Source organism: Bacillus thuringiensis, assembly GCF_001455345.1.
Lineage (GTDB): Bacteria > Bacillota > Bacilli > Bacillales > Bacillaceae_G > Bacillus_A > Bacillus_A thuringiensis_N.
Window position 1 is genome coordinate 5247300 of the sequence record NZ_CP013274.1, and the last position, 14828, is coordinate 5262127.

Below are 14828 nucleotides of genomic sequence, written 5' to 3' on the forward strand. Positions count from 1 at the left end.
ATTTATAACACGGTTCTATTCCATCAACAGTTGCTTTACAAAGTTTATGTAGGGTACACTTATACGGGTGGTCAACAAAACAATTTAAGGATTTGTAAATCGTGTAGAAAACACCTTACACTTCATTATATTGAAAGAATTAATTGTAGTTAAAAACCTTACTATGACATAGCAAGTATTTTAATTAAATTGGATTATTTTAATGGAAAGGTGAAATTATGCAGAAATCAATTGCTTCAAATATTTTTTATAAAATACTGCTCAATACGTTTAATATTATCCTTCCAATTTTAGTTGGTCCTTACGCATATCGAACGTTAGGAGCCACTTCAATCGGAACCGTTAATATTGCTGAAACTTTTTTCAATTACTTCTTCGTGTTCGCCGTATTTGGTGTATATCAATATGGTTTACGTGAAATTAGCTTAATTAAAAACGATAAGAAGAAAGTTTCTAAGTTATTTACAAGTCTCTATGTAATTAACTTCACAACTAGTATTTTGGCTTTATCAGCCTTTGTGCTCTTTAGTTATATTGGATATGGACATGAAAGTCTATTTCCAGTTCTTCTTATTTTCGGTTTTAATTTCATATCTAACATGTTTTATGTGGAATGGTTCAACGAGGCATATGAAAATTATGACTTCATCACTAAAAAAACCGTTATCGTTCGATTAATCTATGTCGTACTTCTTTTCTCTTTCATTCATGGGGTTGACGATTACAAAACATATGCTGGTTTATTAGTATTATCAACATTTTTAAACCACTCTATTAGCTTTATATATGTGAAACGCCAAGTGAAATTTGATTTTTCCGACTTAACGATTATTCCTCATTTAAAACCGTTACTATTAGTCTTGATTTTTTCAAATGCTAATATTTTATATACTCAATTAGATCGTCTTTTTTTAGGAGTATATGTTGGAAAAGAAGAAGTTGCATATTACGTAATGGCTTTTCAAATTATGATGATTATTAATACACTTATGTTAAGTGTTGTACAAGTAACCGTTCCAAGACTGTCTTATTTATCAGGAAATGCGTCTGAAATGGAGTACGAGTCTTTACTAAATAAAATTTCAAAAGTATATTTCATTACCCTATTCCCTGCTGCAATCGGTTTAATGCTCATTGCTCATGGAGCTGTTGTCATTTACGGTGGACAACAGTTTGCCGGGGCTGGTAATACACTAATTGTTTTCGCCTTCTATATGATTACAGTTGGTATTGAGTCCATTTTATCGAATCAAATTATTTATGTGAAAAAGAAAGAAAGCATTTTAGTGCGATTTTTATTCATTTGCGGATTTATCAACTTAGCATCTAATATTGCACTAATATTCTTCCATGTACTTACACCAACAACCGCAATTTTCACAACAACAATTGCGAATTGTTTCTTAATCACATTTGAATATATTTATGTGAAAAAGAAACTAAAAGTGAATTATACGTTATTCGATATACAAAAACTTAAATATCTATTTTATTCACTAACATTTGTCCCGATAGCATTCGTTATTGATATGATCGTATCTGGACAAATACTACAAGTTATCCTAGTAATAATAACATGTGGATTAACGTATGCCCTTATCCTCTTTATAACAAAGGATGAAATTCTCTTTTCACTACTCGAAAAGATACTAGCACGATTCAAAAAGGCTTAAACGCAATCTCTAAAAGGAGCTGTTAAACTTGAAATTTTCTTTAATCATGGCTACTTGTGGCAGACGTGATGATATTCTTGACTTACTAAAATCACTTGAACAACAAACTTACAAAAATTTTGAACTTATCGTAGTAGATCAAAATGATACGCCAATCTCTGATTTATTTGATGAATATAAAGATAAATTTTCTATTAATTACATCTATACACCTATTAAAGGACTATCGAGAGCCCGCAATGCAGGTTTAAAAGTAGCAGATGGCGACTTCATCGCTTTTCCAGATGATGATTGTATTTATGAAACAAATGTTTTAGAAAGCATATTAGAAACTTTCAACTCTAATAAAGATGTTCATTTCATCTCAACAAATACGACAAATGTTGAAGGAACGGGTTCTTTAATACACGCACCGAATACAGACATTATTTTAAATAATAAGTATGGATTCATGGGACCTTCTTTCACACTATTCTTCACAAAGCAATTTGTACAAGATGTAGGTACATTTGATGAAGATTTAGGTGTTGGTTCGGGAACGATTTATGGAGCTGGTGAAGAAACTGACTTTGTACTACGCGGTATGAAACAAAATTATACTGGTTTATTTAGAAAAGATCTGTTCGTATACCATCCTGTAAAAGAGGAAATTATTAATGAACAATCATTAAAACGTGCCATTTCTTATGCTGGTGGTTTTGGTAGGGTTATTCGCTTACACTACGGATTCCCTTATTTCATACGTGCTGTCGCTGCCGCAACATTCCGTATGACACAAAATATTTCTAATGATAAGCGCAAATTCCATGCAAATCGCTTACGCGGAATTGTTCGTGGATATTTAAAATAAAAAATAAGGTGTAACCACTTTTATTAAATGGTTACACCTTATTTTTATTTCTTTCACATCATAGCAACCCATCATCCTCTTGGAATTGCATACCCTACTGGTCAAATACATTATATATTTTGGAAATGATAGCATTCTATCCAAGAATTTAGTATCATGATTCAAGACACTATTTAGAAATGAACGGAGGACATTATGAGCTTATTAACTGTTGAAAAATTAGGCCATACATTTGGTGATCGTACATTATTTAAAGATGTATCCATGCGCTTACTTGCAGGGGAACATGTTGGATTAGTTGGAGCAAACGGTGTTGGTAAATCAACATTTATGAATATAATTACTGGTCAGCTTATCCATGACGAAGGTCGCGTTGAATGGACACCTGGTACAAATTACGGTTACTTAGACCAGCATACTATTTTAACACCTGGTCGCACAATTCGTGATGTATTAGCAGATGCGTTTTTACCTTTATTTGAAAAAGAAAAAGCTTTAAATGAAGTTGCAGAAAAAATGGGAACTGCTACACCGGAAGAATTAGAGGAACTTCTTGAGCAAATGGCAGAAATTCAAGATGCTCTTGAAGCAGGCGGATTCTATTTATTAGATATTAAAATTGAAGAAGCAGCACGTGGTCTTGGAATTGACGCAATTGGTCTAGATCGTGACGTTGCAGCATTAAGTGGTGGACAACGTACAAAAGTATTACTCGCAAAATTACTACTTGAGCAACCAGAAGTACTACTATTAGATGAGCCTACCAACTATTTAGACGTTGAACATATTCATTGGTTAACAACTTATTTAAAAGAATATCCACACGCATTCCTATTAATTTCCCATGATACGGAATTTATGAATAAATGCGTCGATATTATTTTCCATCTAGAATTCACAAAAATGACGCGTTACACAGCGACATATGAAAAATTCCTAGAGCTAGCAGAAATGAATAAAAATCAACATATCAACGCTTATGAGAAGCAGCGAGAATTTATTAAAAAGCAAGAAGATTTTATTGCGAAAAATAAAGCTCGTTACTCAACAACAGGACGTGCAAAGAGCCGTCAAAAACAACTTGATCGCATGGAACGTATCGATCGCCCTGAAACAGCTATTAAACCTGAGTTTTCATTTAAAGAAAGTCGTGCAAGTAGCCGATTCGTCTTTGAAGGGGAAAATGTAGAAATTGGATATACACATCCGCTATTACCAAAATTAACGATGACAATTGAACGCGGAGAAAAAATTGCAATTGTTGGATGTAACGGTGTCGGTAAGTCAACACTGTTGAAGACAATTTTAGGTAAGATTAAACCATTAAGCGGAAAAACAAGCCTTGGTGACTTCTTAAATCCATCATACTTCGAACAAGAAGTAAAAGCTGATAATATAACACCAATTGATGATGTTTGGAATACTTTCCCTAGCTTAGACCAACATCAGATACGCGCCATGTTAGCGAAATGCGGTTTGAAAAACGAACATATTTCTCGTCCACTGAACCAATTAAGCGGTGGCGAACAGGCAAAAGTTCGTTTATGTAAACTAATGGGTGAAGAAAGTAACTGGTTACTCTTTGATGAGCCAACAAACCACCTTGATGTTACAGCAAAAGAAGAGCTACAAAAGGCGATGAAAGCATATAAAGGAACAATTCTTCTTGTATGCCATGAACCAGACTTTTATGAAGGTTGGATAACAAAAACTTGGGATGTAGAGAAATGGGCTCAGCAAAACGCTTAATCCAATAAGAACTATCTTTCAAATTTTATAAGTAAAAAAGCAGTTGCTTCTAAAAGGATTCGTACACACCCTTTTGAAACAACTGCTTTTTTTACTTATCTTTTTACTATATCTCTGTCACTTTTTTTATTATAAATATGCTTAATACCAAAAGCAGCTAAAAAGATCATAGGTATTGTAGCCGAATAATGATATCTCGGTGCTACTTCTACTATCATTTGTGCCATTGTTAGCCCAATCGCATATAAACAAATAATTAAAAGTGAAGATTTATTTTTATTTTTTATAGCTACTAACGCTCCGAACAGTGAAGTAGCTAGTAAAAAGTAATAGAAAACATTAGAAATTATAGTATATCCTACTTTATGGTCCATCACTGGATCTGCGTACTTAACAGCTTGATCATCATTCCCTAAGAAGATAATAAATTTATCGTACATTAGTTTTCCGAAATCTATATCATCGTTTTTGATTCTCTTTTTCGCTTCTTCAAGCATTTGCTTTTGAGTATCCTGAGCACTCCATCCTGGTTGACCACTATAATGATATAGTAATGCTGAATCTCCTGGATTCCATGTTCCTGAAGATCCCTTATTAAATCCTACATGAATATTGTATCCCGGCACGGTTGCTATCTCTTCACCTAAACGTAATGTTGTATAATGATTTACTGCCGAAGACATCATTAAGTATCCAATAATGATAACCCCTACATATACCACCTTGTTAATAAGTAGCTTTTTATTCCCTATATGCTTTGTATCTATAATAAACATCCATATCACTAAGGCAATAATTGGCACTGCTGCAATTGGTCTTGCCATATTTATTAATACAAGTAATGCAGCTAATAGAATTGAATACATAAGAACCTTTGCAATCGTTATATTTTCAATTTTATCATAAACAATTATCATAATTGCCCAGGCTAATAACAGTACTGTACAATACAACGGTTCTGAAAGTGCAAACATGTTATACATCGTTTGTGATGGCAAGAGAATCCATAAAACACTTGCTGTTATCGCTGTTCTCACTCCACCAATTCTTCTAGCTATAAAATATATTAATCCCATCGAAATTGTAGTTAAAACAACATTAATAATTGGCGGAACCATAAAGTTTGCCCCAAATATTTTTAGGAAGATACTTAAGAATGAAGCATAACCAAAAATATGTGGAAATAATGCAACATATCTATCATGAATAACAAAGTTATCACCTAATGCTTTTGCAGTATTGAAAAAGGCTTCATAGTCACCAATCGGATCAATCTTATATGTAACAATCCATGCAGTTTTCACTGCTACACAAATAATTAGTAGTACAAAAAAGCATATTTTTTCATTTACTCTTTCAAGATATAGCGATCCACTACTAAGTATAAAGTTTCCAATTGTACATAATAATAAAACTCCAACTAATATCATTACATAATTATATTTTTGAGTATCTGAAAAATAATCAAAAATTAATATTGCAACGAAAAAGCTATAAATGCCGTATATGGCACGTGTAGAAAAAGTTGAAAACAATCCAGAAAAACGTTCCAAAAAAACTCACTCCTTAACATATTTATATGGGAAAACATTATATTTCCTAAAAAAATCACACTACCAGCTACTATACATTAATATTACCATGATTTCCATGTTTGCTTTCATATTGTCCAGTATGCCAATTTGAATTAACCTTTTTTATTATTGACAAATTCATTCTATATCCTAAAATGATATCCACTCAAAACATATAACATCTTAGTATAAACTATGCTATAATTGATAGTTGTTATGTAAGAATAACCTTTCTACATTTCTTGTTTTATTTATATATTTTATAAAGATGAGGATACTATTATGGAGAAACTCTTAAAGTTTGGTTTAGTAGGAATCTTTAATACGCTCATTACCATTATTAGCTTTTGGATCTTATTAAGGTTCGGGATGAACTATCTTGTTGCGAATACCATTGCCTATTTAATTGGTGTCGCCAATAGCTACTATTGGAATAAAAATTGGGTGTTTAAACCTAATAATAAAAGCACGTCAATGTTCTTTAAATTTCTAACTGTAAATTTAATTGTATTGGCTTTTAATACATTATGTTTATTTATATTAGTAGATAAACTTGCCTTGAATGCATTAATTGCACAGATTTTCGCAATTGGTGTCGGAATGGTTATAAATTTTGTTCTTAATAAAATTTGGACATTCAACCAAACTGAAAAGGCTACTAATTAAATTTGAACGACTTATTAAAAATACGGAGGATACAACATGCAAAAATTAATTTCGGTTGTAGTTCCTATGTACTTCGAGGAAGAAGTAGCACAGGAATGTTATAATCGTTTAAAGTCCGTTATGCTTCAAAATGATATTAATTACGAGTTTGTCTTTGTAAATGACGGTAGTACAGACCGTACAATGGAAATCTTATCTGAGATTGCAGCAAATGATTACCGTACAAAAATCGTTAATTTTGCGCGTAACTTTGGACACCAAGTAGCCGTTACAGCTGGTATTGCTGCTGCAAAAGGTGACGCTATTGTAATCATAGATGCAGACTTACAAGATCCACCTGAAGTGATTCCTGAACTTATTGCAAAATGGGAAGAAGGATATGAAGTTGTTTATGCAAAACGTAAACAACGTAAAGGTGAAACTTGGTTTAAACTTTTAACAGCTAAATATTTCTATAAATTCCTAAACTACATGTCTGATATCGATATCCCAAAAGATACTGGTGATTTCCGAATCATCGATCGCAAGGTAGCTGATGTTTTCAATCAAATGACTGAGCGAAATCGCTTCATCCGCGGTATGATGTCTTGGGTTGGCTTCCGCCAAACGTATGTTGAATATCAACGCGATGAGCGCTTTGCTGGTGAAACAAAATATCCATTAAAGAAAATGATTAAATTTGCATCTGATGGCATTATTGCATTTTCGACAAAGCCATTACGCATCGTTATGTCCTTAGGTTTATTATCAGTTCTTATTTCTATAATTGTCTTACTATATACAATTACTGTGAAAATTCTCGGGCATGATACACAAACAGGTTGGGCATCTATTATGGTTGCTATTACATTCTTTAGTGGTATTCAGTTATTTGGCCTTGGCATCGTCGGCCAATATATTGCTCGTATTTATGACGAAAGTAAAAACCGTCCGATTTATATCGTAAAAGAAACAATCAATATTGAGCAAGAAGAGACTACACAAACAAAAGAAAAAGTGAATGCATAAAAAAAAGGTAACAATGAAAACTGTCATTGTTACCTTTTTATATTGTAATATCCCATAAGTCGTAAGCGAAATTCTTTTAAATTTGGATATACTTCTAAATTAGACAGCATTCCTTGGATGACCGGAATCCTTGGATTTGGCAATCTCATTTCCGCCTCCAAAACATCTAGCGTAACAAGCAATTCATCATCTTCTAATTGATCAGCTAATGTACGTTTAAAAACAATGATTTCTTTTAAAAAATGTTCCTTAACCTGCTCCTTAATAAGCTCTGATTTACAAAGGAATTCTCCAAGCTTTTCTTCATGTAACACGGGTTCTTCCGAAGATTCTACCAACCCATCTACTAAATCATCCACTCTTTTCAAAATAAACGCAGAGACATACGATAAATCAATTTCTGGTGCTTGTATAATGATTAGTTCTAAATATCCACGGCATATGCCCTCTACCATAATTACTAAATCTAATAAATATGGAATAACCTTGTCACCATAAATAGACAGCAAACTATTCCGATAAAATGCGTGAGACTCTAACTTCATCCGCATCATAAACTCTTCCACTTCTTTATTAAAAGGAATAGCATTTTCCCTTGCATGCATAATAATAAATTCTTTATGCTTTTGTATATCGTTAAACTGACAATGCAATTGTTTTGCAAATTTTTCACGTGGTAATAATGATTCTTTATCAATATCCATCATTTTATTTTGAATCTTGTCATAGTAATATCGAAGTATTGCTAATAAAAGCTCATCTTTCGATTTAAAATATAAATAGAAAGCTCCCTTAGATATGCCACAAGCTGTCACAATTTCCTGCACTGATGTTGCATTTACACCCTTAGTCGCAAATAACTTCATAGCCATCTCTATAATTAAGCGCTCTTTTTCTTTCATATCTTCTCTCCTAAACTTAATCTCGCATCTTATCACGAATTTATTATACCATCTCTTTTCATTGACGACTGACCAATTAGTCAGTTATATTATGTATTAGACTGACCAGTTGGTCAATACAATAAAAAGGGAGCGCAAACATGAACAAAATCATTAATTTCTCGTTAAAAAATAAGTTCGCAGTTTGGCTACTAACCATTATTGTTACCATTGCAGGTATTTATTCTGGGCTTAATATGAAGCTGGAAACAATTCCTGATATTACAACACCGGTTGTAACAGTAACTACGGTTTATCCTGGTGCTACACCAGAAGAAGTAGCTGACAAAATTTCAAAACCAATGGAAGAGCAACTGCAAAATTTAAGTGGTGTAAATGTTGTTAGTTCATCATCTTATCAAAACGCATCTTCTATTCAGGTAGAATATGATTTTGATAAAAATATGGAAAAGGCTGAAACAGAAATTAAAGAAGCTCTCGCAAATGTGAAACTGCCAGAAGGCGTAAAGGATCCGAAAGTTTCACGTGTAAACTTCAATGCCTTTCCAGTTATTTCGTTAAGCGTAGCAAGTAAAAATGAATCTCTAGCTACCTTAACTGAAAATGTAGAAAAAAATGTTGTTCCAGGATTAAAAGGGCTTGATGGGGTCGCATCTGTTCAAATTTCAGGTCAACAAGTAGATGAAGTACAACTTGTCTTCAAGAAAGATAAGATGAAAGAATTAGGTTTAAGTGAAGATACTGTAAAAAATGTAATTAAAGGATCGGACGTATCTTTACCACTTGGCTTATATACATTTAAAGACACGGAAAAATCAGTTGTTGTAGATGGAAATATTACAACAATTAAAGCATTGAAAGAAATGAAAATCCCAGCTGTTCCTTCATCACCGAATGGTCAAGGTAGTCAAAATGCTGGAGCTGGTACACAAATGCCGCAAATGAATCCAGCCGCTATGAACGGGATTCCGACAGTTACATTAGACGAAATTGCTGACATTAAAGAAGTCGGAAAAGCAGAATCTATTTCTCGAACAAATGGAAAAGAAGCAATTGGAATTCAAATTGTAAAAGCTGCTGACGCGAATACAGTTGATGTTGTAAATGCAGTGAAAGATAAAGTAAAAGAACTTGAGAAAAAATATAAAGACTTAGAGGTTATTTCAACATTCGACCAAGGTGCACCTATTGAGAAATCAGTAGAAACAATGCTGAGCAAAGCCATTTTTGGTGCTATCTTTGCGATTGTTATTATTATGCTGTTCCTACGAAATATCCGAACAACATTAATCTCTGTCGTTTCCATACCACTTTCGTTATTAATTGCTGTATTAGTCATAAAGCAAATGGATATTACGCTTAACATTATGACACTTGGAGCAATGACAGTCGCTATCGGGCGCGTCGTCGATGATTCCATTGTTGTTATTGAAAATATTTACCGACGTATGTCATTATCAGAAGAAAAACTACGCGGAAAAGATTTAATTCGTGAAGCTACGAAAGAAATGTTTATTCCAATTATGTCTTCTACTATTGTAACAATTGCTGTATTTTTACCGCTTGGACTAGTAAAAGGTATGATCGGTGAAATGTTCTTACCATTCGCCTTAACTATCGTCTTCGCTTTATTAGCATCATTACTAGTAGCAGTTACAATTGTACCAATGCTAGCTCATTCTTTATTTAAAAAAGAGAGCATGAGGGAAAAAGAGGTACATCATGAAGAAAAACCAAGCAAATTAGCAAACAGTTATAAACGCATACTTGCATGGGCTTTAAATCACAAAATTATTACATCAAGTATCGCTGTCCTTCTATTAGTTGGTAGTCTTGCACTTGTGCCAACTATCGGTGTAAGCTTCTTACCAGCTGAAGAAGAAAAAATGATCATTACAACGTACAATCCTGAACCAGGTCAAACGTTAGAAGACGTTGAAAAAATTGCAACAAAAGCTGAAAAGCACTTTCAGGATAATAAAGACGTCAAAACAATTCAATTCTCATTAGGTGGAGAAAACCCAATGAGCCCTGGTCAATCAAATCAAGCAATGTTCTTCGTACAATATGATAACGACACGAAAAACTTTGAAAAAGAAAAAGAACAAGTCGTTAAAGATTTACAGAAGATGTCTGGAAAAGGTGAATGGAAAAATCAAGATTTCGGAGCGAGTGGCGGTAGTAATGAAATTAAACTATACGTTTACGGAGATAGCTCTGAAGAAATTAAGCCTGTCGTAAAAGATATTCAAAATATCATGAAGAAAAATAAAGACTTAAAAGATGTAGACTCTAGTATTGCAAAAACGTATGCAGAATACAGTTTAGTCGCAGATCAGGAAAAACTAAGCAAAATGGGGCTAACGGCTGCACAAATCGGAATGGGACTTTCTAATCAACATGATCGCCCTGTTCTGACAACAATTAAAAAAGACGGTAAAGATGTCAATGTATATGTAGAAGCTGAAAAGCAAAATTATGAAACAATCAATGACTTAACAAATCGTAAAATTACAACGCCACTTGGTAATGAAGTGGCTGTGAAAGATGTTATGACTGTAAAAGAAGGGGAAACTTCGAATACAGTGAAACACCGTGATGGCCGTGTTTATGCAGAAGTAAGTGCAAAACTAACATCTGATGACGTTTCAAAAGCATCTGCCGCGGTTCAAAAAGAAGTAGATAAAATGGATCTTCCTTCCGGCGTAGATGTTTCTATGGGCGGCGTTACAAAAGATATTGAAGAATCATTCAAGCAACTTGGCTTAGCGATGTTAGCTGCGATTGCGATTGTATACTTCGTTCTTGTCGTTACATTCGGTGGTGCTCTTGCACCATTCGCAATTTTATTCTCGCTACCATTTACAATTATCGGAGCTCTTGTTGCCTTATTAATCTCTGGTGAAACGTTAAGTGTCTCTGCAATGATCGGTGCGCTTATGTTAATCGGTATCGTTGTAACAAACGCAATCGTGCTTATCGACCGCGTTATTCATAAAGAAAATGAAGGTCTATCAACACGTGAAGCTTTATTAGAAGCTGGTGCAACACGCCTTCGTCCAATTTTAATGACTGCAATTGCAACAATTGGGGCTCTTATCCCGCTTGCATTAGGATTTGAAGGTAGCGGCTTAATTTCTAAAGGACTTGGTGTAACAGTAATTGGTGGATTAACAAGTTCAACGTTATTAACACTTCTTATTGTTCCAATCGTTTATGAAGTATTAAGCAAGTTCAAAAAGAAAAAAGCAAAATAACAAAAAATAACCTCGCTAACTGCGAGGTTATTTTTGATTTCCAAACAAGATTAAGAAATCACCATAGCCTTCTCTCTCTAATTCCTCTTTAGGAATAAATCGAAGAGCTGCTGAATTTATACAATAGCGAAGCCCATTCGGTCCTGGACCATCTGGAAATACATGCCCAAGATGGGAATCTCCTTCTTTACTTCTCACTTCCGTACGAGTCATATTATGACTCACATCCATTTTTTCTTTCACACTTGCTGCCATAACTGGTTTTGTAAAACTAGGCCATCCACATCCACTATCAAATTTATCTATAGAAGTAAACAACGGTTCACCTGAAACGATGTCTACATAAAGGCCTTCCTCTTGATGGTTCCAATACTCATTTCGAAATGGTGGTTCGGTACCATTCTCTTGTGTTACATAAAACTGCATCTCATTGAGTTTTTCTTTTAAATGAGCATTATCCTTTGGCCAATGTTGCTTAATAAATGCATCTCGTCCTGAACCCTTACGGTATAACTCGTAGCGGAATGTGTTTTTCTTATGATATCCTTGGTGATATTCTTCAGCCGGATAAAACGTAGTAGCTGGTAATATTTTTGTCGCAATCGGCTTTGAAAAACGTCCACTCTGTGCAAGCTCTTCTTTTGAAGCGTCTGCCTTTTTATGTTGTTCTTCATTATGATAAAAAATCACTGTTTCGTAAGACTGTCCACGATCGTGGAATTGCCCACCTACATCAGTCGGATCAATTTGTCTCCAATATATATTTAGTAACTCTTCATACGGCATTTTGGTTGCATCAAATGTAATTTGTACTGCCTCATAATGTCCCGTCGTTTCCGAGCACACTTCTTTATACGTTGGATCCTCCTTATGACCACCTGTATAGCCAGAAACAACCTTTATAATCCCTTCCATCTCTTCAAATGGCGAAACCATACACCAGAAGCACCCTCCAGCAAATGTAGCTAATTCTACCTTTTCATTTACAGCCATTCTTTCACCCCTATTCTATATTCTTCTTACAGTATGGCATAAGAAACATCATGTTATAAAAGAAAAAGCATCGAACATCGATGCTTTTCTCTACTTCACTTTATTTTTTTCTAAGTCCTTCTCCATTTCATCACTTGTCACATCTAAGACATCTAATAAGAAAATGAAGATTGGAATACCGATAATTAGTCCCCATACACCTAAGAAGTGTTCTGAGAAGATTAATACCATAAACGTATAGAAAATCGGTAAGTTTGTTTTTTGCGACATAAACTTCGGATTTAACACGTAACTTTCAAGCGCATGAATGACTGTTACGATAATTAAAATATAAACAACGTACATAATACCGCCGATATTGTAGGCAATCATACAAAGTGGGAATAACGAAATGATAACCCCAGCTACTGGAATTAAACCGAGTAAGAAGATCATTAACGCTAAACCTAATAATTGTGGGAATCCTAATATCCATAATGCAATAACGGATAAAACACAGTTAACAACTGCAATTAAAAATTGTGCTTCGATTACTTTTCCGAATGAACGTGCAAATTTCTTACCGAAGTACTCAATTTCAGTATAGAAAATTGCAAGTCGGCTTTCTTTAAATTTTGCAGTAAAAGCAACGATACGAGATTTCTCCAGCAGGAAAAATAAACTTAAAATTAAAGAAAGTAAAACTTGAAGTCCGAACTTCCCGACATTTGTAATCGATTTATACAAAATGTCTACACCTTGTCCTACATATTTAGAAAATTCCATATGATTGACAGCATTAACTGCATACTTAATTAATTCACTATCCGGTGGGTTTCTTAAAAATACGTTAAATTGATAAATCAATTGTGAAATTTGTATCGTTAATACTGGTAAATATTTAAATAGCGTAATAGCAATTCCACCAATTAACATGACATATAGAAATGCTATAATGAGCTTTCGATTGATGGGCATAAAATGATCTAATTTACGAGAAATAAACTTTTGGAATCGATCCATTAAATACGTGAGAATAAACGTAATTAAAATTAAATTCAACATGCTTTGCAGCCCGTATAATACGAGAGCAAGTATTACTAATACGAGTAACCTCTGAAATCCTTTGCTTTGAAACAGGTTTTTTATTTGCATAATCGACGAGTACTCTCTCCTGTCCTATAAAGTAAAACGTTAATAAGTAGATTTTTCTCTCTTTTCTACTTTTAATTATTCATTCATATTAAGATTTTTATAAGCTCATTATACGCCTACCTTAGCAGGTCTATAGTAGCTTACTTCTTATTTTACAATACAATGACCTAATTCAAAACGTATTCTACATAGTATTAATGAAGATTTAAGGAAACTTACATTTTGTTAAAGATAGGTCTTACCACTACTGTAACATAAAAAGCAAGCTATCAGTAGAAATCTGTCCTACAAATAGCTTGCTTTTCTCATTTTTTTAAGTAAGTTTTACTATCCAATAAACGGCATGAACATTGGTATGACAACTACTGTTACAACCCCTACTACCGTTACAGCAATGCTTGCCATAGCTGCCTCTACTTCACCCATTTCAATTCCTACTGCTACTCCTAATGCGTGACCTGCTGTTCCAAGCGCTAAACCTTTTGCAATTGGATGTTTCACTCTAAATGTTTTTAAGAATAATGCCCCTAATGCGTATACGATAACTGCGTTAAAAATAACTGCAAACGATGTAATTGCTGGTATACCACCAATACTTTCAGAGATTGGTAACGCAATTGCTGTCGTTGCTGCTTGTGGTAACATTGAATTCATTACTGCTGTATCTAGACCAATTGCTTTTGCAACAATGAACACGACAATTACTGAACAAATAGATCCAACTACGATAGCTGATAAAATTTGCCACCAATATTTTTTCAACTTATCAACTTGTTTATATAACGGAATTGCAAAGGCAATTGTTGCTGGTTCTAAGAAGAAACTAATCATTTTTCCGCCAGTATTATACTCTTCAAAGGTAAAGTTACCTACCTTTAAAAAGACAATCCCTAATACCATCGCTACAAATAATGGTGTGAATAAGAAGAATCCTTTAGAATGCTTAAATAATAATGTGCCGATTCCGTATGCGATTAATGAAACGACGATTCCGAAATATGGAGTCATTGTGCTTGCCATGT

11 protein-coding genes are annotated in these 14828 nt (G+C 33.9%); 6 read left to right on the forward strand and 5 right to left on the reverse strand.

Annotated elements, in window-relative coordinates; all coding sequences use genetic code 11:
• The first annotated feature begins 218 nt into the window (after positions 1 to 218).
• The 3 genes from ATN06_RS27490 (at position 219) to ATN06_RS27500 (ending at position 4272) form a co-directional block, all read left to right on the forward strand.
• Positions 219 to 1673 (forward strand): oligosaccharide flippase family protein, encoded by a 1455-nt coding sequence (locus ATN06_RS27490; protein WP_060633032.1) that lies wholly within the window; start codon positions 219 to 221, stop codon positions 1671 to 1673.
• A 28-nt stretch (positions 1674 to 1701) separates the two neighbouring features.
• On the forward strand, positions 1702 to 2523 hold the full coding sequence (locus ATN06_RS27495; RefSeq protein ID WP_060633033.1) for a glycosyltransferase family 2 protein: 822 nt from the start codon (positions 1702 to 1704) through the stop codon (positions 2521 to 2523).
• A 195-nt stretch (positions 2524 to 2718) separates the two neighbouring features.
• Entirely contained in the window at positions 2719 to 4272 is a 1554-nt protein-coding gene (locus ATN06_RS27500) for an ABC-F family ATP-binding cassette domain-containing protein (protein WP_060633034.1), read from the forward strand.
• 95 nt (positions 4273 to 4367) lie between these two features.
• On the opposite strand, the gene ATN06_RS27505 is transcribed toward ATN06_RS27500, so the two are convergent.
• Positions 4368 to 5825: a glycosyltransferase family protein gene (locus ATN06_RS27505; protein WP_060633035.1), complete on the reverse strand. Its 1458-nt coding sequence runs from the start codon at positions 5823 to 5825 to the stop codon at positions 4368 to 4370.
• 303 nt (positions 5826 to 6128) lie between these two features.
• Between ATN06_RS27505 and ATN06_RS27510 the strand changes: the two genes are divergently transcribed.
• Complete coding sequence (locus ATN06_RS27510; RefSeq protein ID WP_060633036.1) at positions 6129 to 6512, forward strand: GtrA family protein; 384 nt, start codon at positions 6129 to 6131, stop codon at positions 6510 to 6512.
• A gap of 36 nt (positions 6513 to 6548) precedes the next feature.
• Positions 6549 to 7520, forward strand: coding sequence for a glycosyltransferase family 2 protein (locus tag ATN06_RS27515; RefSeq protein WP_060633037.1), 972 nt, complete (start codon positions 6549 to 6551; stop codon positions 7518 to 7520).
• Between the two features lie 29 nt (positions 7521 to 7549).
• Here the strand turns inward: ATN06_RS27515 and ATN06_RS27520 are convergent, their stop codons facing one another.
• Entirely contained in the window at positions 7550 to 8422 is an 873-nt protein-coding gene (locus ATN06_RS27520) for a TetR/AcrR family transcriptional regulator (RefSeq protein ID WP_060633038.1), read from the reverse strand.
• A gap of 140 nt (positions 8423 to 8562) precedes the next feature.
• On the opposite strand from ATN06_RS27520, the gene ATN06_RS27525 reads away from it, so the two are divergent.
• Positions 8563 to 11679 (forward strand): efflux RND transporter permease subunit, encoded by a 3117-nt coding sequence (locus ATN06_RS27525; RefSeq protein WP_060633039.1) that lies wholly within the window; start codon positions 8563 to 8565, stop codon positions 11677 to 11679.
• 27 nt (positions 11680 to 11706) lie between these two features.
• Here the strand turns inward: ATN06_RS27525 and msrB are convergent, their stop codons facing one another.
• The 3 genes from msrB to lrgB all read right to left on the reverse strand — a co-directional run bounded on the left by msrB (position 11707) and on the right by lrgB (position 14826).
• On the reverse strand, positions 11707 to 12672 hold the full coding sequence (msrB, locus tag ATN06_RS27530) for a peptide-methionine (R)-S-oxide reductase MsrB (RefSeq protein ID WP_060633040.1): 966 nt from the start codon (positions 12670 to 12672) through the stop codon (positions 11707 to 11709).
• Positions 12673 to 12762: 90 nt separating this feature from the next.
• Entirely contained in the window at positions 12763 to 13806 is a 1044-nt protein-coding gene (locus ATN06_RS27535; protein ID WP_060633041.1) for an AI-2E family transporter, read from the reverse strand.
• Between the two features lie 327 nt (positions 13807 to 14133).
• On the reverse strand, positions 14134 to 14826 hold the full coding sequence (lrgB, locus tag ATN06_RS27540) for an antiholin-like protein LrgB (RefSeq protein ID WP_000168869.1): 693 nt from the start codon (positions 14824 to 14826) through the stop codon (positions 14134 to 14136).
• Positions 14827 to 14828 lie beyond the last annotated feature (2 nt).